Here is a 23,200-nt window from a genome sequence, read left to right as displayed (position 1 = left end):
AGGCCTTGGAAAGGGAACAACCATTTCCAGCGGCCTGCGCCTTGCCTGGCCCGCTTTAAGGCGACAACGCGACGGGAAAACTAATTGAGAACGCCCCCTAGGTTCATTCCCCTTGCTGTTGGATAATGCCGCTCTGCAATGAGGTTAGAGCTTTCGTATGTCCACTTCTTCTTTTTCCGCGGCACACAGTCAGGCCAGTACGCTCTACTTGCCACCTGGCCCGTGGCAGACCGTTGTCGATTGCCTGTGTGAGCATTTCAGCGCCATCGGTCGTGAACAATGGCTGGACAGAATTGCCCGTGGCCGGGTCCTCGATGGGCAGGGCATGCCGATTGCCCTCGACCTGGCCTACAGGGAAGGATTGCGGATTCATTATTTTCGCGAAGTGCCGGATGAAAAGCCAATCCCGGTGATCGAGTCGATTCTGTACGCGGACGAGCATCTGGTGGTGGCCGACAAACCGCATTTCCTGCCGGTGACGCCGGCTGGCGAATACGTCGAACAGACGCTGCTCAGGCGCTTGATCCGTCGCCTGGACAATCCGCACCTGGTGCCATTGCATCGCATCGACCGACATACCGCAGGGCTGGTGCTGTTTTCCGCCAATCCGCAGACTCGTTCGGCTTATCAGTCATTGTTTCCAACCCGGCAGATCGACAAGCGCTACGAGGCCATCGCAAAGGCATTGCCTGGCCTTTCTTTCCCGTTGGTGCATAAAAGCCGACTGGTCGATGGCGAACCGTTCTTCCGCATGCAGGAAGGTCCGGGGGCCAGCAATACCGAGACGGCGGTCGAAGTCAGGGAAAAGCAGGGGGATCTCTGGCGTTATGGTCTTTACCCGGTGACGGGCAAGAAACATCAGCTGCGGGTACATATGGCGGCGTTGGGCGCCGCTATCTGCAACGACCCGTTTTACCCCGAGGTGCTCAAGGATGCGCAGGATGACTACGCCAATCCTTTGAAGCTGCTGGCTCAGGGGCTGAAATTTATCGATCCGGTCACGGGCCAGACGCGTGAGTTCGAGAGTGAAATCACCCTGCAATGGTGATCAGGAAACGATCCTGAAACGCTGTTCTCCAGGCATGAAAAAGCCCGCATCAAGCGGGCTTTTCTGTATCCGGTGGCACCAGGATTACAGCTCCTTGACGGTACGAACCTGATCTTTGTTGATGCGGGTCTGTTTGCCATCGAGCTGTTCGAATTCGTAGAAACCGGAATCCTTGTCGAATTGTGGCGTGTCGACGGCCTGGATTTCGCGACCGTCATTCAAGGTGATCACCGTAGGCGATGCGCAACCGGCGAGGGTGGCGAGGCCCAGTGCGAGCATGAAAGTGGCGAGGGTCCGTTGAGTCATGAGTTGTGTCTCCGAATAAGAATTCTTTGGTTGCTGAACTTGAGACGTGCACCGACCGCGCAAGTTCCTGATCAATATCAGTCTGACACAGTGTCATGACCGCTTAAAAGTTCCGGTGTGTTGAGGTTGGCCAGTCGAGGGTCCTTGTCGGGGCATTGCAGCGCGGTCGCACCGAGTTTGCGCATCAACCGGCCAGGGCTGCGCTCACCCTCGATCCAGGCATTTTCAAATGCTGCCCTATGTAGCACGGGAATCACACACAGCAACGGCTCCCAGTGGTCATCATGCCGCACCATCAGCGGCTTGTCCGGATGCAGGTTGGCAGCCTCGCGCATACTGCCGATCAGCGCCACATCGATGCCCGGAACGTCACAGGGTATTACCAGCAGATGGCTATGGCGAGCAGCTTTCAGGCCTGCGCGGATACCGGCCAGCGGCCCGGGGAAGTCACCTTCATCATCGTGGACCAACTGGTCGGCGTAGGGTGCGTATTTCTCAAGGTTGCGATTGCACGAGATGATCAGGTCATCGCTCAGCGGGCGGGTCTTGCGATGCAGATGCGCAATCAGGGGTTCGCCGTGCCAGTCCAGCAACCCTTTGTCCCGACCACCCATGCGTTGGCCGCGACCGCCCGCCAGGAGCAGAATGGAGCAGGGTGGCAATTGTGAATTCGTGGTCATGGCAGGCCTCCATGGGGGCGGCGAAAAAACGGAGCGCTGTGATATAACACCGGGCTGTTTCTCCTACAACTGGACGAGCCTATGAAAGCCAAGGCTGATGTACCTTTCGCACCGCTGAATATTGCAGTGCTGACTGTCAGCGATACCCGCACACTGGAAACCGACACCTCAGGTCAGGTCTTTGTCGACGGCTTGACCGCTGCCGGTCATTACCTGGCCGCCCGGGTGTTGCTCAAAGATGACCTCTACAAAATTCGCGCGCAAGTCGCTAACTGGATTGCCGATGATGTCGTGCAGGTGGTGCTGATCACTGGCGGCACCGGTTTTACCGGACGTGATAGCACGCCGGAAGCCGTCGGTTGCCTGCTGGACAAACAGGTTGATGGATTTGGCGAGCTGTTCCGCCAGATATCGGTAGCCGATATCGGTACCTCGACCGTTCAGTCCCGGGCGTTGGCAGGTCTGGCCAACGGCACGCTGGTTTGCTGCTTGCCGGGCTCGACCAATGCCGTGCGCACCGGTTGGGACGGCATACTGGCCGAGCAGCTGGATTCGCGGCATCGGCCGTGCAATTTCGTGCCTCATTTGAAACAGGCAGCGCCTTGTGAATCCCGTGGGTAAGCCTGGCAAGTCTGGCAGTCTGATGCCTGTCGAGCAGGCGTTGGCGCGCTTGCTGGAAATGGCCGAGGCCTCGAGGATTGTCGAGCGTGAACGCTTGCCGTTGGCGCAGGCACAGGGGCGCGTACTGGCTGAAGATCTGGTGTCGACGCTTGATCTGCCGCCATGGCCCAACAGTGCCATGGATGGATATGCCCTGCGCATGGCCGACTGGACGGGAGAGCCGTTGCTGGTCAGTCAGAAGGTGTTTGCCGGCCAGGCCCCCGATCCGTTGCAGCCAGGCACCTGTGCGCGCATTTTCACCGGGGCGCCTGTTCCCGCCGGTGCCGATTGCGTCGAGATGCAGGAAAACGCCGAGGTTCAGGCCGATGAGCGAGTACGTTTCACGAAAGCCTTGACCCAAGGCCAGAACATTCGCCCGCAAGGCCAGGAAACCACCGTCGGCGAGTTGATTCTGCCGGCGGGTACGCAACTGGGGCCGATCGAGCAAGGATTGGCGGCCTCGTTGGGATGCGCTGAGCTGGAGGTGGTTCGCAAGGTGCGTGTGGCGGTGCTATCCACCGGCGACGAATTGATTGAGCCGGGGCAGACGCTGGGGCCAGGACAGATCTACAACAGCAACCGGGTGTTGTTGTGTAGCTGGTTGCAGCGTTTGGGGTGTGAGGTCGTCGATGCGGGAATTCTGCCGGACAATCTGGAAACCACTCGCTCCCGATTAGGTGAGTTGAAGGATGTCGACCTGATCCTCTCGACCGGTGGCGTATCGGTGGGGGAAGCCGATTTTCTGGGCATCGCCTTGCGCGAAGAGGGCGAACTGACGCTGTGGAAACTCGCCATCAAACCCGGTAAACCGCTGACGTTCGGGCATTTCCGCGGTGTGCCGGTGATTGGCTTGCCGGGCAATCCGGCGTCGACCCTCGTGACCTTTGCCTTGTTGACCAGGCCCTATCTCCTGCGCCGTCAGGGTGTAATAGAAGTTGAGCCGCTGAAGGTGCAGGTGCCGGCAGGGTTTGACTGGCTCCAGCCTGGTAATCGGCGTGAGTATTTGCGCGGGCGGCTGGAAAGCGGCAGGGCGACGATCTACAAAAACCAGAGTTCCGGTGTGCTGCGCAGCGCTGCATGGGCTGATGGGCTGGTAGAAGTCCTGGAAGGTCGCACGCTGGTTCAGGGCGATAGCGTTTTCTTCATTCCGCTGAGCGAAGTCCTGGGCTGATAGCTTCAGCGGCTTTGTCACACAAGACCCGGTTGATTGAACCGGGTCTTGTGTGAGTGGCCACTCAATGCGCCAGAAGCAATGAAATGACCTGCTCGAAACGGCTATTGGCGATCCAGCCAAGGAGGCCGAGGATCACGGCTGTTCCGCAGGCGGAATAGACAAGTCGGTGCTTGATGGATTTGACGTCATCCCGGGCTTCTTCCATGTCCCTGCGTATGCACTTGAGGTGTGTTTCCAGCTCGGTGACGCGAGGTTCCATATCAACTTCTCCCGTGGCTTTTGTGCTGTTGCGGCATTCAGTTCGATGGCCTGCATTTTTATTATCTGTGAGCGGCAAGACCGAAATGGTCGGTGATGCGAGGTTTTGGCGTTGCATGGCACGTCCTTGTGATGTCCAGCAGGCTCCTAAAACTCTATCAATTCAGATTTCCGGTCAATTGAGCCGATTCCTCATGTTTTGTAAGAAAAGTCCTGCCGTGTGGGGGGCAAGACTTTCCGGCTGGAAATAATTCGATTTCTCGCGACTTTTACCGGAGCCTTCGCGGTCAACATCTCCCAGATGCCATTCAAACCGGGAGTGAGTAATGAGCGATCGCAAGGCGCTATTGATTCTGCATGGCAAGCAAGCGCTCAACGAGGCGGTCCGCGCCGCCGTCGACAGCCAGCGCGAGCGAGGTTGGGAGCTGGCTGTTCGATTGACCTGGGAAGCCGGCGATGCGCAGAGGCAGGTGGGCGAAGCGTTGGCGGCCGGGTATCGATACATCATTGCCGGTGGAGGCGATGGCACCCTGCGCGATATAGCCGAAGCCATGGCGGAGCATCCGAAAAAAGCCAGTCTGGTCGTGATGCCGCTAGGTACCGCCAATGATTTTGCGCGTGCGGCGGGTGTGCCCCTGGAGCCCGATCAGGCGCTGGAGCTGCTTGATAACGTGCCGACTGCCATTGATCTGGGGGAGGTTGATGGGCAGATATTCCTGAACATGGCGACCGGTGGGTTTGGCAGTCATGTCACGGCGAACACCCCGGAGGATCTGAAGAAAATCCTCGGCGGTGCGGCGTATCTGTTCACCGGCTTGTCACGCTTCAATGAGCTGCATACCGCCTATGGTGAATTGCAGGGACCGGATTTTCACTGGAGTGGCGACCTGCTGGCTCTGGGCATCGGCAATGGCCGGCAGGCCGGTGGTGGGCGGGCGTTGTGCCCGCAGGCACTGGTTGATGACGGTTTGCTGGATATCAGCATCCTGCCGGCACCGCAGGAGGTGGTCGGGACATTGAAAAACCTGCTGACCGAAGGCTTTGGCATCGACAGCATGTTTGTCCGGGCGCGCCTGCCCTGGGTCGAGATCAAGGTTTCGGAAGGGCTTTACATCAACCTTGATGGTGAACCGCTGGAAGGGGACAACCTGCGTTTCTCGGTTCGCCCAGCGGCGTTACTCGTGCATCTGCCTGAGAATTCGCCGCTGTTACGTGCCGGTGAAGTGCCTAGTCATCAAGGCTGATGATTTGTTCGCGCACGGCAAACAGCACCAGGCCGGCCACATCGTAGATCTGCAAGCGTTTCATGATCTGCGAGCGGTGGGTTTCGACGGTCTTGACGCTCAACCCCAGGCCGTTTGCGATCTCTCGGGTGGATTTTCCGCGAACGATCAACCGCAGGATTTCCAGCTGACGTGCCGTCAGGTTGTGCGAGTCGGCAGGTTCGGATGGGTGCTTCTGGTTCCGGGTCAGCGCCTGGTTGATCACCGTGTGGGCAATGGCCGGGCTCAGGTAGCGCTCGTTGTTGCGCAAGGCTTCCAGCGCGTGCTCGAGTTCGGTCGCCGTGGTGTCCTTGAGCAGGTAGCCATGGGCTCCGGACTCCAGCGCCTGCATGATCAGGGCCGGGTCGGTGTGCATCGAGAGGATCAGGACCTTGCTCTGCGGGCGCACTCGCTTGAGCTGTTGCAGGGCTTCGAGGCCGCCGGTCTGGCGCATCGAAATATCCAGCAGGACAATGTCCGGGGACAGACGAACGACCATTTCCAGCAACTGCGAGCCGTCACTGGCCTCACCGATGACGGCATAGCCGGGCAGATCCATTACCAGGGCGCGCACGCCAGCCCTGATCAGCGAGTGGTCATCCACCAGTAGTAAATTACAAGTCAATGCATAACCTTATTCGAACTGGCCCGTTCGAGCGCACGGGGCGCCCAGGGAAAAAGAGCTTCGATTTGAGTGCCTTTGCCCGGCTCGCTGGTAACGGTCAGTGTGCCGCCCAGTTGATCGATCCGTTCCGACATCCCGGCCATACCGCGCTGCCCTTCACGACCAGGGTCTGTTGCGGGCGCGAAGCCCTGACCATCATCCCTGATCTGCAACTTCAGGCCTTGGGGCAGTCGCTGCAGGCACACTAGCAGGTTCTTGGCCTGGGCATGTCGCAGGATGTTGGTGACCGCTTCCTGGGTAATACGGAAAGCTGCCACGGCCATTTCCTCCGGTATGCCGGTCAGGCGCTGTTGGCATTCCAGGCTCCAGTGCACCGGGGTATTGGCCAGGGTCTTGAGCAGGTGTGCCCGCAGACTGGCTTCCAGCCCAAGGCTGGTCAACTGCCGGGGATTGAGAATGGCGGATACGTCACGAACTTTGGCCAGGGTTTCTTCCAGCGTGTCGCAGAGGACCGTGCATTGTCCCTGGAGCTCTTCGGGCATCCGGCGTTTGAGCCAGTCGCTTTGCAGTTTGGCGGCGGTCAGCAATTGACCGATGTCGTCATGCAGTTCGCGGCTCAGTCGGTGACGCTCGTTTTCCTGGACCTGCAACAGCCGGTCGGCCAGTTCCTGAGGCTGGAACTTGATGGATTTACGCGAGAGGCAGTACTGCACGGCAACACTGGTCAGCGCCGCAACGTTGAGTACCAGCAATGACAGGGGCAACGGGATGGACAAGCCATAGACCAGTAGACTGCCGAGGGTTGAGCAGGCGCATAGCGACAGCGTGAATGTGCGTGCATTTTCCCGGGAGGGTGGCCACTTGGCGATTGACTTGAGGCTGGCGTGCATAGCGGATGGAGCCAATGGATGTTCGCTGCGGGCTGACCGGTCATGCTGGCTGACAGGCCCCTGTTTTTTTATGTGGAGCGCCGACGAGTTCAGCTGCGAACTACAGCGAGCTGTATCCGGCTGCAATTCACACTGCCATTAATTGGCGTCAACTAACAGGCGGCATAGTAGCACTTAAGATACCGTTGGTCGCGTTCGTATGTTTGTCCGAAAAGTCAGGAGTCCGGTCGTCTGGACGATGATTCCATAATGGGACAGGTTGGTTGTTGCCGCCGCAAAATGCCGATTACCCCGGGTTCTTTTGTTGATATCAGGCAATACCCGGGTCAAGGCAGGAGCGCAATTGTCGATGGGCAAGAGTGGTTGTTTAAAGATGTCGCTTATAGCTATGAAATATTCATTTGCGACATGTGCGCACTCAAGTTACAGCGCGGAATTGATAACCAGGACACGCCATACGGCATGGTTTGGCAAGTTCAGGCCTGTCGCTCCGAATAGGATACGAGGGTGAAGGGCCTGGCGTTGACAGGTGGTTGAAACCGGCTTTGCCCGACCTGAAAGGCAAAGGCTTCGATCAGGGTGACCTGCTCGCTGTCGTCGAGACTGAGCTGTCCGGTGGTCTGGTCGATGAGTTCGAGTTGCCAGGCAATCAGGGTCAGGCAGTCTTTCAGGGCACTCAGCGCCTCGTCGTGCAGGCTCATGGTGTTCTGTGCGTGGTTCAGCAGGCCATGAATATGCAGAGAGAACTCAGACACGGCCGCCAACGCCAGGGCATCGGCCTTGTTGGCGAGCTTGAGCAGTGTGCTGAGCAGACAGTCGATGGCGTCCTTGTCATTGCTGATCAACTGCAGATGACTCAGGCATTCCTCGGTTTTAGCCAGGAGTGTTTCTGCCTCGACAAGAAACTCCGGGAGCCGCTGGGCCCACTCTTTACGGTCGTTCGGCATACTTATCTCCACAACGTCATGTCAAATGAGGGGATATCGTGTGTGTCGACGAGGGCGGTCGGGACCCCGGCATTGCCGAGTCGTCGGGTGAACGAACTGCGGCTGGCCCGAAGGCAGGCTGGGGAACACGAGAGGGTGGTTGGCCACTGACTTGCGATCGCACACAAAAGCCTGACTCCGTTCATGCAATGAGAATGGCGTCACATTAATGGCTATTGGATTTTGCGAATATCAGGTTGCACCTGATTGTTGATAGGGGAATCCCTTACGCAGGGGAACCTTTCACGCAAACAAGGGTCGCGCGGCGTAGAAGTTCAGCGGATGTAATCACGGCGCCAGTAAAGCATGATGTTAATGTGACATCAATGGCCGGGCGTGGCATTTTAGAGAGGGTCAAGCTTCGGCAAAAACAGCCGATAACCTTCCTTGAGTGAATTCATCCGAACAAGACCTGGAGTCATTGATGGCCGGCATTCTCGACACGGTAGACCAACGCACGCAACTGGTGGGTGAGAATCGCCTGGAAATTCTCATGTTCCGGCTCGCCGGACGGCAATTGTTCGCGATCAACGTCTTTAAAGTACAGGAAGTCCTGCAGCTGCCAAAGTTGACGCTGATGCCGCAGCGCCATCCTTTTGTGTGCGGCGTCGTTAACCTGCGTGGCCAGACCCTGCCGGTGATCGACCTGTCCCAGGCCATTGGCATGCGCCCGTTGGTGCCGGGGCCTGGCAGCACGATTATCGTCACCGAATACAACCGTTCGGTTCAGGCCTTCCTGGTTGGTGGCGTGGACCGGATCGTCAACATGAACTGGGAAGCCATTCTGCCGCCCCCGAGCAGCGCCGGCCGCCAGCACTACCTGACGGCCATCAGCAAGGTCGATGATCAACTGGTGGAAATCATCGACGTCGAAAAGGTCCTGGCCGAAATCGTCCCGTACAACGCCAAGGTCTCCCGCGACAAGCTCGAAGATCCGGTGCTGGAACGGGCCCGTGGCCGTGAGGTGCTGCTGGTGGATGACTCCAACGTGGCCCTGGCGCAATTGCGCGATACCCTGGGACAGCTCGGCGTGAAGATGCACATCGCCAGCGACGGGTTGAAGGCCTTGAACATGCTCAAGGCCTGGGCTGATACCGGCGTGGACATGACCGAAAAACTGCTGATGGTCTTCACCGATGCGGAAATGCCGGAAATGGATGGCTATCGCCTGACCACCGAGATCCGCAACGACCCGCGCCTGCGTGGCTTGTACGTAGTGCTGCACACCTCGCTGTCCGGCAGCTTCAACGACTCGATGGTGAAAAAGGTCGGCTGCGACAATTTCCTCTCCAAATTCCAGCCGGACAAACTCGTCGACGTGGTGCGCCAGCGCCTGATGCTTGACGAAGTACCGGCCTAAGCGGGTCTGCACAACTGTGGGAGCGGGTTTGCGGTGTCTGATCGTCAGTCTTTGATTCGGTCGTAAAGCTCGTATAGGGTGGCGTTTTTACCTACCAGGGAGCTGGCCATGTTGCGTCTGAGCGCGCTGTATCGTTATCCGTTGAAGTCCGCCAAGGGCGAGACCTTGCAAGCGATCGGTCTCGATAAACTCGGACTGGACGGCGATCGCCGCTGGATGCTGGTGGACGAGGCCAGCGGGCGCTTCCTGACCCAGCGTGCAGTGGCGCAGATGAGCCAGTTGTCGGCGCTGTGGAATGCCGAAGGCGGCTTGACCCTCAGCGCGCCCGGCCATTCGCCGATCGACGTAGCCTTGCCCGGTAACGATGCAGAACTGCGTGGCGTGACGATCTGGCGCGATACCTTGCGAGTCCCCGATGCAGGCGATGAAGCAGGGGCCTGGGTCAGCCAGTTCATCGGCAAACCGACACGCCTGGTGCAAGTGCCGCTGGATCGGGCGCGGATGACGGAGGCTGGCTACGGCAAGGATGACGACCAGGTGGCGTTCGCCGATGGTTATCCGCTGTTGCTGATTGGCCAGGCCTCTCTCGAGGACTTGTCGCAACAGGTTGGGCGTCCGTTGGAGATGCTGCGTTTCCGGCCGAACCTGGTGATCGAAGGCAGTGGGGCGTTCGCCGAGGACGGCTGGAAGCGTATCCGTATCGGCGAGGTGGAGTTCCGCGTGGTCAAGTCCTGTTCGCGCTGCATCCTGACCACCATCGACCCGCAAACCGGGGAGCGCAGCGACGATCGCGAACCCTTGGCCACCTTGCAGAAATACCGTTCCCAGGCGGACGGCGCAATGTTCGGCCAGAACCTGGTCAACGACGGCAACGGTCGACTCGAAGTCGGCATGCCGGTGGAGATCCTGGAGTAATTTTGCGCAGAATAAAAAATGCCCGTGTCAAAAAACACGGGCATTTTTATTGTGGCGACTATTTTGGTTGAGGCCCCGCAGGCTTAGCCGCGGTATTCGCACAGGTAAGCGGTGTCGACGGCGACTTTCAGCTGGAACTTGCTGTTGGCCGGCACGTTGAACTGGCTGCCGGCGGCGAAGGTTTCCCAGTCGCTGCTGTCTGGCAGCTTGACGGTCAATGCGCCGCTGACCACGTGCATGATTTCACGCTGGCTGGTGCCGAATTCGTATTCGCCCGGAGCCATGACGCCGATGGTCGCTGGACCTTCTGCGGTGCCAAAGGCGATCGACTTGACGGTGCCGTCGAAGTACTCGTTGACTTTAAACATGGGCGATTCCTCGAAAAGGGCTAAAAAGGGCCGGCCAGTATGCACAAGGCCCCGGGAGTCGTCACCTGTCTAAAGCGGAAGAACCAGCGGCAGCAGGCGTGCGGTATTGCGCGCATCTTCCAGCGCCCGGTGTTGCTGGCCGGTGAACTGCAGGCCGGCCAGTTGCAGGGCGCCGTTGAGCCCCAGCGGGCGTTCCAGGCGTCGGGCCTTGGCAAAGCGCTGTTTGAGGTTCATGTGCGGCACGTTGGCCAGCATGCTGGCGAGTCCCAGCTGCTGCCAATCCTGAAGCAGTTGTTTGCGATCGTAATCGCCCCAGCTGGCCCAGCCTTCAAGTCGCGTGTGGTGTTGGCCGAGCCAGCGTTCAAACGCCGGCCAGACTTCGCCCAGCGGTTGCGCGGCATCGATGTTGGCTTGGGTGATGTGCGTCAGCTCGCGGCAAAACGGCGTCAGCAACGGCCGCCGCAAAGGCCGGACGAAGCGCTGGAACTGGTCCAGTTCGCGTCCCTTGCGGTCCACCAGGGTGGCACCGATTTCAATGATTTCCATATCCGTTACGGGCCAACCCCCCTCATCGGTGGTGGCCTCCAGATCAATAACCAGCCAGTGAGGCATTGCAGGTTTCCTGGTATCCGCGTCCTGATAGGCTTTGAGCGTAGCCAAACCCGGCGGTTCCGCCTAGCGGCTTATTCGACCTCCAAAAGAATCTGCCGGTTTTTCACCTGATCCCCGATTTTGACTTGCAAGCGTTTCAGAACACCGTCGATGCCCGATTTCAACGGGTGCTCCATTTTCATCGCCTCCAGTACCACCAGCAGTTGGCCCTTGGTCACCTGGCTGCCTTCGTTGACGAGGACGTCGACAATTGCCCCGTCCATCGGTGCCTTGAGGGTGCCGGAGCTGATATTGGCCTGGCTGCGGACCTGCGCCTGAGTGCGATCCACGAACTGCAGACTCCCCGGCCGGGTAAACAGCCAGAGACGCCCGGCCTCCAGGCGATAAGCGTGGCGCTGGCGAACGCCTTCGATTTCGAGGGTGGCCCAGCGTCCGTCGCAGTGGATGATCTTCAGTTCGAGGCTGCGCTCGGCGACCTGAATGCGCAACGGCTCGCCCGGGATCGCCTGCAACGCTACCGGCCAGTCCTGATCTTCAAGGCCGATGCGATAGTGCAGTGGCACGCTGGCGTTGTTGCGCCAGCCGCCAAGCGGGGCCGGGTGAGCCTGCGCTGCAGCCTGATAGAACAGGGCGGCGGCGATGGCCAAGTGGTGCGCGCCTGGGGTTTCGCGATGCAGGCAGGCGTGGTCGGCGAAATGCTGCGCGATGAACCCGGTGCTGAAATCTCCGCCAGCGAACTGCGGGTGTTCCAGCAGGCTGGCAAGCAGGCGTTGATTGCTTTGCAGCCCCAGCAGCACGCTGTCTTGTACCGCCCGCAGCAGTTTGCGCCGGGCCTCTTCGCGGGTGGTACCGTGGGCGATGAGCTTGCCGAGCATCGGGTCGTAGAAAGGACTGATGACCTGACCTTCGATCAGGCCGTGGTCGATCCGTACGCCGTCCTGCAATGCCGGTTCCCAGGCCACGACGCGCCCGGTTTGCGGCAGGAAACCCTGGGCCGGGTCTTCGGCATACAGGCGCACTTCCATGGCGTGGCCCGTGAGTTGCACCTGTTCCTGGCGCAAGGGCAGCGGTTGCCCTTCGGCGATGCTCAACTGCCAGGCCACCAGGTCCAGCCCGGTGATCAGTTCGGTCACCGGGTGCTCCACTTGCAGTCGGGTGTTCATCTCCAGGAAATAAAACTGCCCGCGCGCATCCAGCAAAAACTCCACGGTGCCCGCGCCGACGTACTTCACCGCTCGTCCGGCCTTGAGCGCCGCTTCGCCCATGGCCTGGCGCAACTCAGCGGTCATCACCGGGCAGGGCGCTTCCTCGATGACTTTCTGATGCCGGCGCTGCACCGAACAATCGCGCTCGCCGAGGTAAATCAGGTTGCCATGCCTGTCACCGAACAACTGGATCTCGACGTGACGGGGTTCGACCAGTGCCTGTTCGAGGATCAGTTCACCGCTGCCAAAACCGTTCAGGGCTTCGGAGCGCGCGGTGCGAATCTGTTCCAGCAAGTCGCTGGTGTTGTGCACCAGGCGCATGCCACGTCCACCGCCGCCAGCGCTGGCCTTGATCATCAGCGGATAGCCGATGCGCTCGGCCTCGCGGCTCAGGGTGGCGTCGTCCTGCCCGGCGCCTTGATAACCGTTGATGCAGGGCACGCCGGCTTCGATCATGGCGATCTTCGACAGGCGCTTGCTGCCCATCAGTTCAATGGCCTCGGGGCTGGGGCCGATGAAGTTGATGCCGGCATCCCGGCAGTCAAGGGCAAACCCGGCATTTTCCGAGAGGAAACCGTAGCCCGGATGGATCGCATCCGCGCCCGTGCGCCGGGCCGCGTCGAGGATGGCCGGGATGTTCAGGTAAGACTGTTGCACCGGGGCCGGGCCGATGTTGACCGCCTCGTCGGCCATCCGCACGTGCAGTGCATCGGCGTCGGCGTCGCTGAACACGGCGACCGTGCGATAGCCCAGCGCCTGGGCCGTGCGCTGGATGCGGCAGGCGATTTCACCGCGGTTGGCGATGAGGATTTTTTTGAGTCCGGGCATGGGTAGGCTCTCTGATTTTTAGCGGTGTCTGGTCGGGCCTCATCGCGAGCAAGCTCGCTCCCACAGGGTTTATGAACGACACAAATCCAAGGTGGGAGCGAGCCTGCTCGCGAAGCTTTTAAATGGCCCACCCGGGTTTGCGTTTTTGCACGAAGGCCATCGTTCCCTCGATGCCTTCGGCTCCAGTCACCGCTTCGCTGAACCATTCAGCCGCTTGATCCAGCAGCGCATCCGAGGGCTGACCCGCACTCGCCAGCAAGAGTTTCTTGGTCGCCGCATTCGCCCCCGGGGCACAACACAGCACATGGGCCAACACCTCATCGAGACGTTCGGCCAGGGCCTGCGGATCATGCTCGACAAAATGCACCAGCCCCATGCGCCGTGCCTGGTGACCATCAAAACGCGCGGCCGTCAGGGCCAGGCGCCGAGCCTGGGTCAAGCCGATGCGTTGCACCACGAACGGCGCGATCTGCGCAGGCAACAGGCCGAGGCTGGTTTCCGGCAGGCCGAATTGCGCCTGGTGATCGGCCAGGGCGATATCGCTGACACAGGCCAGGCCGAGACCGCCGCCGAGCACCGCGCCTTGCAGCACCGTGATCACCACTTGCGGAGCGTGTTGCACCTCTTGCAATAGCGCGCCGAACACCCGGTTCAGATCCCGGTGCGCAGTCGAGCCCTGAGCGCGGGCGTTGGCCATGTCCTTGATGTCACCGCCGGCACAGAAGTGCCCGCCGACGCCGCCGATCACCAGTGCGCGAACCCCTGGTTTATCGCGTACCGCGGCCAGCACCGAGCGCAACTCGGCGACCATCTGCAAGCTCATCGCATTGCGGCATTCCGGGCGGTTGAGGGTGATGTGCAACACGCCGTTGTGCAGTTCCAGCAGCAAGGTCTGGCAAACCGGCAGGTTGTTCATTTCTTTTTCCCCGGCAGAATACCCATGAGTTTGCAGATGATCCCCAGCATGATTTCGTCGGCGCCGCCGCCAATCGACACCAGCCGTACATCGCGGTAAGCCCGGGCCACCGGGTTGTCCCACATGAAGCCCATGCCGCCCCAGTATTGCAGGCAGCTGTCACTGACTTCGCGGCCCAGTCGCCCGGCCTTGAGCTTGGCCATGGAGGCCAGGCGCGTGACGTCCTGGCCTTTGATGTATTGCTCGGTGGCCTGATAGACCAGCGCCCGCAGGCATTCGATTTCGGTTTGCAGTTCAGCCAGGCGGAAGTGGATCACCTGATTGTCGATCAGCGCGTTGCCGAAGGTTTTGCGCTCCTTGCAGTATTCGATGGTGCTGTCGACGCAGTACTCCAGGCCCTTGATCATGTTGGCCGCGCCGAACAGGCGTTCCTCCTGGAATTGCAGCATCTGCATCATGAACCCCGCGCCTTCATGACCGATGCGGTTGCGCTGCGGTACGCGCACGTTGTCGAAAAACACCTGGGCGGTTTCCGAGCTACGCATGCCGAGCTTGTCCAGATGCGAGCTCAGGCTGATGCCCGGCGTGTTCATCGGCACCATGATCAGCGACTTGTTGATGTGCGGTTTGTCGTCCGAGGTGTTGGCCAGCAGGCAGATGAAGTCGGCGCTCGGCGAGTTGGTGATCCACATCTTGCTGCCGTTGATCACGTAGTCGTCGCCGTCCTTGCGCGCCGTGGTTTTCAGCCCGGCGACGTCAGAGCCGGCGCCGACTTCGGAGACGCCGATGCAGCCAACCTGCTCACCGCTGATGGCCGGGCGCAGGAATTCCTCGCGCAATTCATCGGAGCCGAATCGGGCCAGCGCCGGGGTGCACATGTCGGTCTGCACACCGATGGACATCGGGATGCCGCCGCAATGAATAGTGCCGAACTCTTCGGCAGCGACGATCGAATAGCTGTAGTCGAGCCCCATGCCGCCGAATTTTTCCGGTTTGGAAATGCCCAGCAAACCGAGGTCGCCGGCCTTGCGGAAGATTTCGTGGATGGGGAAGCGCCCGGCCTTTTCCCATTCCTCGACATGCGGGTTGATCTCGTGCTCGACGAACTGGCGTACGGTGCGGCGCAGTGCTTCGTGTTCCTGGGTGAAGATCATTTTTATTGTTCTCCTTGAGCCAGCCTAGAGCCGGGCTACGCCAAAACTGTTGGCTTGCAATGGCCGCACCTCGGCCTCGTGACAGATATCCAGCAGATAACCAAGCAAGGTCCGGGTATCGCGCGGGTCGATCAAACCGTCGTCCCAGAGATTGGCGCTGCCGTAGAGCGCCGTGGACTGGCTGTCGAGTTTCTGCGCGGTGACCTGTTCGAGCATGTCGAGCATTTTCGGATCGGGCACCAGGCCGTCCTTGGCCTGTTTGGCCTCGGTGACGATGCGCAGCACTTTGCCCGCTTGCGCGCCGCCCATCACGGCGGTGCGGCTGTTGGGCCAGGCGAAGATGAAACGCGGGTCGAGACCGCGCCCGCACATCGCATAGTTGCCGGCGCCGTAGGAACCGCCGACGACGATGGTCAGTTTCGGCACCCGGGCGTTGGCCACCGCTTGAATCATCTTCGCGCCGTGCTTGATCACGCCTTGCTGTTCCGATTCGGTGCCGACCATGAACCCGGTGGTGTTGTGAAAAAACAGTAGCGGCGTCTGGCTCTGGTCGCACAGCTGGATGAACTGGGCGGCCTTGCTCGCACCTTTTGGCGTGATCGGGCCGTTGTTGCCGATGAAGCCACAGGCGCGGCCCTGAATTTTCAGATGACCGCACACAGTCTGCTGATCGAACTCGCCCTTGAATTCAAGAAAGTTCGAAGCATCGGCGAGACGGGCGATGATTTCGCGCACGTCGTAGGGTTTTTTCGGGTCATCCGGGATCAGGCCCAGCAGTTCGTCGATGGGGTAGAGCGGCTCCTCCCAGCGACGTTCGGGGAGTGGGGGCAACTGCTCGTTCCACGGTAGCAAGGCGATGATCTCGCGCACCTGGCGTACACCGTCGGCGTCGTTTTCAGCCAGGTATTCGGCGGTGCCGGCGGTTTGTGCGTGCATCTCGGCGCCGCCCAGTTCTTCATCTGTCGCGACTTCGCCGGTGGCGGCCTTGAGCAGTGGCGGACCGGCGAGAAACAGCTTGGCCTTGCCGCGCACCACCACCACGTAATCCGACAATCCCGGCTGATAGGCACCGCCCGCCGTGGCCGAGCCGTGCACCACGGTGACCTGCGGCAAGCCCATGGCCGACATCCGTGCCTGATTGGCAAAGCTGCGCGCGCCTTCGACGAAAATCTCCGCCGCGTAATTGAGGTTGGCGCCGCCGCTTTCGGCGAGAGTGATCACCGGCAGTTTGTTTTCCATGGCGATCTGTTGCAGGCGCAGGGATTTCTTCAAGCCGCTGGGGGAGATGGTCCCGCCCCTGATCGCGCTGTTATTCGCCACCACCAGCACGCGCACGCCGGACACGTAGCCGATGCCGGCGATCAAGCCGCCACCGGCGGAGCTGCCATCCTTGTCGTCATGCAGCTTGTAGCCGGCCAGGCTCGCCAGTTCGAGAAACGGCGCGCCGGGGTCCAGCAGCAGATTGAGGCGTTCCCGGGGCAGCAACTGGCCGCGTTTTTCGAACTTCGGCCTGGCTTCGGCAGCCTTGTTCAGCAGGTTCTGTTCGAGCACGCGAACTTGCTCGATGGCGCTCAGCATCGCCGCACGGTTCCGGGCGAACGACTCGCTGTGGGGGTCGAGTAACGACTGAATCACCGGCATGGGTTATTCCTTGTCCTTCAACACGTCTGGTATGTAGGCGCGGTGGAAACCGTTGTACGACTCGCTGTTGGTCGCTTTATGGATCGGCCAGGCGCGGCCGCCGAGGCTGGCCGCGCCGTCGATGCGCAAGGTGCTGCCGCTTACAAACGCCGCTGCCGGACTGAGCAGGAAAACAATCGCCGCGCTGACTTCCGATTCGGTGCCGATGCGCTTGAGCGGCACGTGTTCGCGCAAGGTCGGAATCGCAGCCTTGAACGCGCCTTCGTAGGTGTCCATGCCGCTGGAGGCAATCCACCCCGGCGCCACGGCGTTGACCCGCACCCCGGCATGACCCCATTCGTACGCGGCGGTCTTGGTCAGGTTGTCCATGCCCGAACGTGCCGCGCCGGAGTGGCCCATGCCCGGCATGCCGCCCCACATGTCGGCGAGCATGTTGACGATGGCGCCGCCGTGCTTGCTCATGGACTGGTTGAACACTTCCCGGGCCATCAGGAAACCGCCCACCAGATTGGTGCGCATCACGGTTTCGAAACCCTTCTGATTGATTGAGGCCAGGGGCGACGGGTACTGCCCGCCCGCATTGTTGACCAGGCCGTGAATGGGGCCATGCTTGCGGATCAATTCGCTGACCAGGTGCTGTACCGATTCTTCCTCGCGGATGTCGCAAACCGCCCAATCGGCCTTGCCGCCGTCGTCGGCGATCTCCGCCGCAACGGTTTTCAGCTTGTCGGCCTTGCGCCCGACCAGCAGCACATGGGCGCCGAGGGCCGCCAGTTCGTGGGCGGTGCAGCGGCCGATGCCACTGCCGCCACCGGTGACGATGATGTTTTGACCGGCAAACAAATCGGCTTTGAAAATCGAATCGTAGGCCATGGCGGCAATCCTCTAGTTGAACTGGTCGGCGATGCGCTGCGGCACCGGGATCTGGATTTCCAGCAGTTGCTGGGCGAAGGCCTTGCCTTGCGGATCGATGCGCAGGCTGGCGACACCGCCGCCGCCGAGGGCGTTTTCCAGCAGGAAATTCAGGCTGTGGCTGGCGGGCAAGTACCAGCGCTCGACCCGCCCGTGGATGGGATCGAGGACGTGGCCCATCCAGTCGACTATCACTTCCGGGGTCAAGGCCTCTGCAATCCATGGCAGGAATTCCGGCTCGCGGGCCATGACGCCGATGTTGCTGTGGTTGCCCTTGTCGCCCGAGCGGGCGACCGCCAGTTTGACCAGGGCCACACTGGCATCGGCCAGGCCAAGCGGTTTCGGTGGCGCGAGCGGGGCTGGCAGGTCCAGCGGGTCGAGCACGTCGAGGGCGGGCAGGGCACACGGGTGGCGCTGACCCATGAAATCAATGTCCAGCGTGCAAGCGGTTTTGTCGATCAGAAACGAGAACAGCCGGATCAGCGGATACACCGTCGGCCGGCCACCGACAATGCCGGTCAGCCCCGGCGCCATGCCGGTGGCGGCCTGGGCGATTTCCCGGGAGAACACGATCAATGCCTGCTTGTCCGGATGGCGTACCGCAAGTTTGATCACCACTTCGCGGCTGTCCTGGCGCTGGCCGTGAGGGCCGTAGGTGGCCTCGCTGCCCAGCAACTCGATACTCACATCGCTATATGGCGCCCAGCCGCGCTGGCGGAACATTTCCGAAGTCTTGTTGATGATCGCATCACCGACTCGCCGCGCCTTGTCGACGGCATCGATGCCGGCGATCAGGCAACTGGCGGTGCAGCGAAAACCATCGGGGTACGTGGCGCTGACCTTGTATTGAGCGGTCGGCGGCAGGCCTTTGGCTCCGTGCACCTGCACCGCGTTCTTGCCCTGTTGCAGCAGTTTGACCTGAGTGAAATCGCATACGACGTCGGGCAGCAGATATGCGCGGGGGTCGCCGATTTCATACAGCATCTGTTCGCCCACCGTCAGCGGCGTGACCAGCCCGCCCGTACCTTCGGGTTTGCTGACGATGAACTGGCTGTCGGCGCTGACTTCGACGATGGGAAAACCGATGTGTTCGTAGTCGGGCACGTCGCGCCAGTCGGTGAAGTTGCCACCCGTACACTGGGCGCCGCATTCGATGATGTGCCCGGCCAATGCTGCCTGGGCGAGCTTGTCATAGTCGTGCCACGACCAGCCGAACTCATGCACCAGCGCGGCGCTGACCACCGCGCTGTCGACCACGCGCCCAGTGATCACGATGTCCGCCCCCAGACGCAGGGCTTCGACAATGCCGGGTGCGCCGAGGTAGGCGTTGGTCGAGACGCACATCGATGGCAGGGGCGCGCCGCTGAACATTTCATGAATGCCCAGGTTGCCCAGCTGTTTGAATTGCGGCTGCAGGTCGTCCCCCAGCAGCACGGCGATCTTCAGCGCCACCCCGGCCTTGTCGCAGGCCGCTTGCAGGGCGGCGGCGCAGGCTTGGGGATTGACCCCGCCGGCATTGCTGATGACCCGGATGTTTTGCTGCGCGAGTTGCGGCAGCAAGGGCGCGAGCACTTCAATGAAGTCACCCGCATAGCCGGCCCGGGGATCTTTCATCCGTGCGCCGGCCATGATCGACAGGGTGATTTCGGCCAGGTAATCGAAGACCAGATAGTCCAGATGCCCGTGTTCGACCAGTTGCGCGGCAGCGGTCGAGGTATCGCCCCAGAAGGCGCTGGCGCAACCGATGCGAATTGTTTTAGGCGCAGTCCATTCCATAGCCACCTCCAACCGAAGTGCGTCGACATTACCAAGCAAGCGCTTGGTTTGTAAATGACTTGATTATCTTCTGCCCAAGCGCTTGCTTGGTTGCATCCATGCGCTTAAATTGCCCGCGCAACCCCGCTGTTTTCGGGGGGATCGGCGTTATTGATTGAACGACTGTAGGAGAGAACGGGTGGACGAGCAAAAAGCCCTGAGGGTGATGCGCCAATTGGTCGACGACGGCCAACTGACCGACCCGGACAGCGCCCGTGGCAAGCTGCTGCAAGTGGCGGCCCACCTGTTCCGCAATAAAGGCTATGAACGCACGACCGTGCGCGACCTGGCCGGCGCCGTGGGCATTCAGTCCGGAAGCATTTTTCATCACTTCAAGAGCAAGGACGAAATCCTGCGCGCCGTGATGGAAGAAACCATTCGCTACAACACCGCGTTGATGCGTGCGGCCATCGGCGAGGCCGGCAGTGTGCGCGAGCAGGTGCTGGCGCTGATCCGGTGTGAGTTGCAGTCGATCATGGGCGGCAGCGGCGAGGCCATGGCCGTGCTGGTCTACGAATGGCGCTCGCTGTCCGAAGAGGGCCAGGCCAAGGTCCTGGCGCTGCGGGACATCTACGAAGACATCTGGTTGCAAGTACTGGGCGAAGCCAAGACCGCCGGGTTTATCCGCGGAGATGTGTTCATCACCCGCCGCTTCCTGACCGGCGCATTGTCCTGGACCACCACCTGGTTTCGCGCCGGCGGCAGCATGAGTCTCGATCAGTTGGCCGATGAGGCGTTGATTCTGGTGCTGGAAGACCGGCAATAAACTTGTGTTGGCCAGCATTAAACTGGCTAACTGGACAAAACCGCCTAGCTTGAATGCATTGGTATCGTTTTATTGGGGAGTGGGGGCGTTTTGATGGATTCGTCAATTCGGACAGCCTCGCAGCTTTTGCTGGCGATGCTTGCGGCGTCAACGATGATGTCGTCCCAGGCTGCGCAACTGGTACGCATTGGTGCCGCGCACTTTCCGCCCTACACCGTGCGCCCGGAATCCGGGGCCGATACCGGGTTGCTGCCGCAACTGGTCGAGGCCCTGAACGCATCGCAAACTGACTACCAGTTTGTCCTGGTGCCCACTTCCATTCCCCGGCGCTTCGGTGACTTCAAGCAGGGCCGGGTCGACATGGCCATTTTCGAAAATCCAGCCTGGGGTTGGGAAGAGATCCCCCACACAGCCGTCGACATGGGGCTGGAGGACGCCGAGATTTTTGTCGCGCAACGCCTGCCCGATCGACAGCAAAGCTATTTTGCCGACCTGAGCGGTAAGCGCTTGGCACTGTTCAGCGGCTATCACTACGAGTTCGCCAACTTCAATGCTGACCCCCAGTACCTCGCGAAAAACTACAACGCCTCGCTGACCTATTCCCATGACAGCAATCTGCTGATGGTATTACGCGACCGGGCCGACATTGCCCTGGTCACGCGCTCTTACCTGAGCGATTACTTCCTGCGCAATGAAAAAGTCGCCGACGAGTTGCTGGTGTCCCGGCGCGTCGACCAGATCTATCACCACTACGCCATTCTGCGTCCGACCGCGCCCATCAGCGGCGAGGCCTTCGGCAAGTTGTTGCAAGGCTTGCGGGACAACGGCCAGATGCTGAGGATTTTCGAACCGTACAAGATTGCGCTGGTGCCGGTTCCGCGCAAAGCACCGGAACCACAAGTCGCCAATTGACGGTCTTTTGCTAAATTTCCCACCCTGGCTCACGTCACTTCGTTGAACTGTCGACGAATATCGTGAGCCCGACCCATGCCCAATCTGAATGACCTGACTGCCTTGTGTCTGCCGACAGGCAGTCGTCTTGCCGCTGATGAAACCGATTGCCGCCTGAGCCTCAGCCTGGAGGGGCAACCGTTGCCTGCCCTGCGGCTCAGTCGTGGCCCCGAGTTGCACGTGCAGCCGGAGGAGCGTTTCAGTCGCCCTGAAGGGCAGGCACTGTGGGCGGCCTGTTACTGGTTGTTCGCTCGAGCCCCCGACTGTCAGCGTCTGATCTGGCAACTGCAAGACGTGCCGGACGAAGCCGTATCCAGCGGTCTGCTGATTCCGACTCCCGTCAGCGGCCAGTATCACTGCGAGCGCACCGTGTTCTGGCAGTTGCCGCTGCCGTGGCTGGGGCATTCTCTGGCCGGCAGCTACCCACAGCAAATGCTCATCACCGACGGCAAGCGTCATCCACGGCGGCCGGTCAAGCCTCGTGGTGAAGTGTATCGACGCTTCGATGCGCGGCTGGGCGCCCGGGTTTCCCTGCGCACGCTGGACATCGAGCAAGACCTGGCACGCTTCAACCGCTGGCAGAACAACCCGCGTGTCGCGAGCTTCTGGCAGGAGGAGGGCAGCCTCGAACAGCATCGCCAATACCTGAGAAAACTCGAAGCCGACCCGCACACGCTGACGCTGATCGGTTGTTTCGACGATCAGCCCTTCGCTTATTTCGAGGCCTACTGGGCCAAGGAAGATCGCATTGCACCGTTCTATGAGGCCGGCGATTACGACCGTGGCATTCACATGCTGGTGGGCGAAGAAAACCATCGAGGTCCGCACAAGGTGGCGAGCTGGTTATCGGCGCTGGTGCATTACCTGTTTCTCGATGATCCGCGCACCCGGCGCGTGGTGGCCGAGCCGCGTGCCGATAACGCGAAGATGATCGGGTACATGCAGGAGCAGCGCTTTCACTGCGAGAAAGAGTTCGACTTCCCGCACAAGCGCGCGGCTCTGATGGTGTTGGGGCGGGAGCGGTTTTTTGACCGGTGCAGACTGGCTTGATAGGTAAGGCTCAAGCTCTGTATTGACCTTGAGTCCGCTATCGTCGGAACGCCGCCCGGAGCAAGCTCGCTCCCACAGGGGCCTGCGAACACAGGGCAAATGTGGGAGCGAGCTTGCTCGCGATGGGCGCGATGCAGATTTCAGAACTTAGTGGCGAGCAGCCATATCGCCACGGTTGCCCGAGACTTTGCGGCAGTGCACCAGCGCATCACGGATCATGAAGTTCACCAGGGTCGGCGAGACGCCGAGTTCCTTGGCGATGTCTTTTTGCGGTACGCCGTGCAGGCGATACATCTCGAAGGCGTAGCGGGTGCGGCTCGGCAACTCGGTCAACGCATCGGCAATGTGCTCCAGCGTCGAGAAATTGATGTGCGACGTTTCCGGTGACGCACCCTGGATCACCACATTCAGCCCTTCCTCTTCAGGACCGGAATACTTCTGTTCCAGCGCCTGCTTGCGGTAGTGGTCGATCGCCAGGTTGCGCACGATCTGGAACAGGTAGCTGAGCTGAGCCTTGATCGAACTGGTGATGGGCGGGGCCGATTGCAGCCGGAAGAAAGCATCCTGCACAACATCTTCGGCACGTGAGCGGCAACCGGTAATTCGGGCTGCGATCTTCACCAGAATCAGTCGATTGTCGACGAATGCCTGAAGTAGCGGTGTATCGCACCTGCTTGTGGATACTGGTTCCATCATGGAAATCACCCTGCTGCCAAAAGGTTAGTGGGACGGCGAAAAATCGGGGGGCCGTCCTACACATCGAGCGACAAATTAGGCTTAATGATAATGATTGTCAAATGAGAAAAAGAACTAATGCG

Annotated in this window: 24 protein-coding genes; 9 read left to right on the top strand and 15 right to left on the bottom strand. The window is 60.5% G+C overall.

Going from position 1 to position 23,200, the window contains the following annotated elements; translation table 11 throughout:
- The first annotated feature begins 157 nt into the window (after nucleotides 1-157).
- Nucleotides 158-1,048: a pseudouridine synthase gene (locus tag AC3IP0_RS20305; protein WP_489316777.1), complete on the top strand. Its 891-nt coding sequence runs from the start codon at nucleotides 158-160 to the stop codon at nucleotides 1,046-1,048.
- 84 nt (nucleotides 1,049-1,132) lie between these two features.
- Here AC3IP0_RS20305 and AC3IP0_RS20300 read toward each other — a convergent pair whose 3' ends face one another.
- Nucleotides 1,133-1,354 carry a YgdI/YgdR family lipoprotein gene (locus tag AC3IP0_RS20300; RefSeq protein WP_007994800.1) on the bottom strand — a complete coding sequence of 74 codons (222 nt, stop codon included), beginning with the start codon at nucleotides 1,352-1,354 and terminating at the stop codon, nucleotides 1,133-1,135.
- A gap of 77 nt (nucleotides 1,355-1,431) precedes the next feature.
- Nucleotides 1,432-2,034 carry a molybdenum cofactor guanylyltransferase MobA gene (gene mobA, locus AC3IP0_RS20295; RefSeq protein WP_489316776.1) on the bottom strand — a complete coding sequence of 201 codons (603 nt, stop codon included), beginning with the start codon at nucleotides 2,032-2,034 and terminating at the stop codon, nucleotides 1,432-1,434.
- An 81-nt stretch (nucleotides 2,035-2,115) separates the two neighbouring features.
- On the opposite strand from mobA, the gene moaB reads away from it, so the two are divergent.
- Together moaB and AC3IP0_RS20285 are read left to right on the top strand one after the other, a co-directional pair.
- Nucleotides 2,116-2,655, top strand: coding sequence for a molybdenum cofactor biosynthesis protein B (moaB, locus tag AC3IP0_RS20290; protein ID WP_223456911.1), 540 nt, complete (start codon nucleotides 2,116-2,118; stop codon nucleotides 2,653-2,655).
- Nucleotides 2,639-3,865, top strand: coding sequence for a molybdopterin molybdotransferase MoeA (locus AC3IP0_RS20285; protein ID WP_489316775.1), 1,227 nt, complete (start codon nucleotides 2,639-2,641; stop codon nucleotides 3,863-3,865). The genes moaB and AC3IP0_RS20285 overlap by 17 nt, the downstream gene beginning before the upstream one ends.
- 64 nt (nucleotides 3,866-3,929) lie before the next feature.
- Here AC3IP0_RS20285 and AC3IP0_RS20280 read toward each other — a convergent pair whose 3' ends face one another.
- On the bottom strand, nucleotides 3,930-4,244 hold the full coding sequence (locus AC3IP0_RS20280) for a hypothetical protein (RefSeq protein ID WP_489325734.1): 315 nt from the start codon (nucleotides 4,242-4,244) through the stop codon (nucleotides 3,930-3,932).
- Nucleotides 4,245-4,452: 208 nt separating this feature from the next.
- Here AC3IP0_RS20280 and yegS point away from each other — a divergent pair, with 208 nt between their 5' ends.
- The gene (gene yegS / locus AC3IP0_RS20275; RefSeq protein ID WP_489325733.1) at nucleotides 4,453-5,370 is read left to right on the top strand and encodes a lipid kinase YegS; all 918 of its coding nucleotides are present in this window, start codon (nucleotides 4,453-4,455) and stop codon (nucleotides 5,368-5,370) included.
- Here the strand turns inward: yegS and AC3IP0_RS20270 are convergent.
- The 3 genes from AC3IP0_RS20270 to AC3IP0_RS20260 form a co-directional block, all read right to left on the bottom strand.
- Nucleotides 5,354-6,013: a response regulator gene (locus tag AC3IP0_RS20270; RefSeq protein WP_489316772.1), complete on the bottom strand. Its 660-nt coding sequence runs from the start codon at nucleotides 6,011-6,013 to the stop codon at nucleotides 5,354-5,356. The two genes, yegS and AC3IP0_RS20270, sit on opposite strands and share 17 nt — an antisense overlap.
- Nucleotides 6,010-6,903 carry a sensor histidine kinase gene (locus AC3IP0_RS20265; RefSeq protein ID WP_489319807.1) on the bottom strand — a complete coding sequence of 298 codons (894 nt, stop codon included), beginning with the start codon at nucleotides 6,901-6,903 and terminating at the stop codon, nucleotides 6,010-6,012. The genes AC3IP0_RS20270 and AC3IP0_RS20265 overlap by 4 nt, the downstream gene beginning before the upstream one ends.
- Before the next feature lie 476 nt (nucleotides 6,904-7,379).
- On the bottom strand, nucleotides 7,380-7,850 hold the full coding sequence (locus AC3IP0_RS20260; RefSeq protein WP_489316771.1) for a hypothetical protein: 471 nt from the start codon (nucleotides 7,848-7,850) through the stop codon (nucleotides 7,380-7,382).
- 463 nt (nucleotides 7,851-8,313) lie between these two features.
- Here AC3IP0_RS20260 and AC3IP0_RS20255 point away from each other — a divergent pair, with 463 nt between their 5' ends.
- Together AC3IP0_RS20255 and AC3IP0_RS20250 are read left to right on the top strand one after the other, a co-directional pair.
- Complete coding sequence (locus tag AC3IP0_RS20255; protein WP_007973464.1) at nucleotides 8,314-9,249, top strand: chemotaxis protein CheV; 936 nt, start codon at nucleotides 8,314-8,316, stop codon at nucleotides 9,247-9,249.
- A gap of 108 nt (nucleotides 9,250-9,357) precedes the next feature.
- Nucleotides 9,358-10,164, top strand: coding sequence for an MOSC domain-containing protein (locus AC3IP0_RS20250; RefSeq protein WP_489316770.1), 807 nt, complete (start codon nucleotides 9,358-9,360; stop codon nucleotides 10,162-10,164).
- Nucleotides 10,165-10,247: 83 nt separating this feature from the next.
- Here AC3IP0_RS20250 and ppnP read toward each other — a convergent pair whose 3' ends face one another.
- The 8 genes from ppnP to AC3IP0_RS20210 all read right to left on the bottom strand — a co-directional run bounded on the left by ppnP (nucleotide 10,248) and on the right by AC3IP0_RS20210 (nucleotide 19,576).
- Nucleotides 10,248-10,532, bottom strand: coding sequence for a pyrimidine/purine nucleoside phosphorylase (ppnP, locus tag AC3IP0_RS20245; RefSeq protein WP_007940055.1), 285 nt, complete (start codon nucleotides 10,530-10,532; stop codon nucleotides 10,248-10,250).
- Between the two features lie 69 nt (nucleotides 10,533-10,601).
- Nucleotides 10,602-11,144, bottom strand: coding sequence for a 3'-5' exonuclease (locus AC3IP0_RS20240; protein WP_223456895.1), 543 nt, complete (start codon nucleotides 11,142-11,144; stop codon nucleotides 10,602-10,604).
- Nucleotides 11,145-11,215: 71 nt separating this feature from the next.
- Nucleotides 11,216-13,177 (bottom strand): acetyl/propionyl/methylcrotonyl-CoA carboxylase subunit alpha, encoded by a 1,962-nt coding sequence (locus AC3IP0_RS20235; protein ID WP_489316769.1) that lies wholly within the window; start codon nucleotides 13,175-13,177, stop codon nucleotides 11,216-11,218.
- 118 nt (nucleotides 13,178-13,295) lie between these two features.
- A complete protein-coding gene (locus AC3IP0_RS20230) occupies nucleotides 13,296-14,093 on the bottom strand; it encodes an enoyl-CoA hydratase/isomerase family protein (protein ID WP_489316768.1) in 798 nt (265 codons plus the stop codon).
- Nucleotides 14,090-15,247 carry a citronellyl-CoA dehydrogenase gene (gene atuD / locus AC3IP0_RS20225; RefSeq protein WP_008049124.1) on the bottom strand — a complete coding sequence of 386 codons (1,158 nt, stop codon included), beginning with the start codon at nucleotides 15,245-15,247 and terminating at the stop codon, nucleotides 14,090-14,092. Before atuD ends, AC3IP0_RS20230 begins: the two co-directional genes overlap by 4 nt.
- Before the next feature lie 24 nt (nucleotides 15,248-15,271).
- Complete coding sequence (atuC, locus tag AC3IP0_RS20220; protein WP_489316766.1) at nucleotides 15,272-16,888, bottom strand: geranyl-CoA carboxylase subunit beta; 1,617 nt, start codon at nucleotides 16,886-16,888, stop codon at nucleotides 15,272-15,274.
- A 3-nt stretch (nucleotides 16,889-16,891) separates the two neighbouring features.
- Nucleotides 16,892-17,761 carry an SDR family oxidoreductase gene (locus AC3IP0_RS20215; RefSeq protein WP_489316765.1) on the bottom strand — a complete coding sequence of 290 codons (870 nt, stop codon included), beginning with the start codon at nucleotides 17,759-17,761 and terminating at the stop codon, nucleotides 16,892-16,894.
- Between the two features lie 12 nt (nucleotides 17,762-17,773).
- The gene (locus AC3IP0_RS20210; RefSeq protein WP_489316764.1) at nucleotides 17,774-19,576 is read right to left on the bottom strand and encodes an acyclic terpene utilization AtuA family protein; all 1,803 of its coding nucleotides are present in this window, start codon (nucleotides 19,574-19,576) and stop codon (nucleotides 17,774-17,776) included.
- Nucleotides 19,577-19,754: 178 nt separating this feature from the next.
- On the opposite strand from AC3IP0_RS20210, the gene AC3IP0_RS20205 reads away from it, so the two are divergent.
- The 3 genes from AC3IP0_RS20205 (at nucleotide 19,755) to AC3IP0_RS20195 (ending at nucleotide 22,382) form a co-directional block, all read left to right on the top strand.
- A complete protein-coding gene (locus AC3IP0_RS20205; RefSeq protein ID WP_489316763.1) occupies nucleotides 19,755-20,381 on the top strand; it encodes a TetR/AcrR family transcriptional regulator in 627 nt (208 codons plus the stop codon).
- Nucleotides 20,382-20,474: 93 nt separating this feature from the next.
- On the top strand, nucleotides 20,475-21,293 hold the full coding sequence (locus AC3IP0_RS20200; protein WP_489316762.1) for a substrate-binding periplasmic protein: 819 nt from the start codon (nucleotides 20,475-20,477) through the stop codon (nucleotides 21,291-21,293).
- A gap of 75 nt (nucleotides 21,294-21,368) precedes the next feature.
- Nucleotides 21,369-22,382 carry a GNAT family N-acetyltransferase gene (locus AC3IP0_RS20195; RefSeq protein WP_489316761.1) on the top strand — a complete coding sequence of 338 codons (1,014 nt, stop codon included), beginning with the start codon at nucleotides 21,369-21,371 and terminating at the stop codon, nucleotides 22,380-22,382.
- A gap of 147 nt (nucleotides 22,383-22,529) precedes the next feature.
- On the opposite strand, the gene AC3IP0_RS20190 is transcribed toward AC3IP0_RS20195, so the two are convergent.
- The gene (locus AC3IP0_RS20190; protein WP_489316760.1) at nucleotides 22,530-23,078 is read right to left on the bottom strand and encodes an RNA polymerase factor sigma-70; all 549 of its coding nucleotides are present in this window, start codon (nucleotides 23,076-23,078) and stop codon (nucleotides 22,530-22,532) included.
- Between the last annotated feature and the right edge of the window lie 122 nt (nucleotides 23,079-23,200).

The organism is Pseudomonas sp. GL_103 (genome assembly GCF_057835175.1).
Note: the sequence above shows the minus strand (reverse complement) of the source record. Positions and strands in the feature narration are given on the sequence as shown.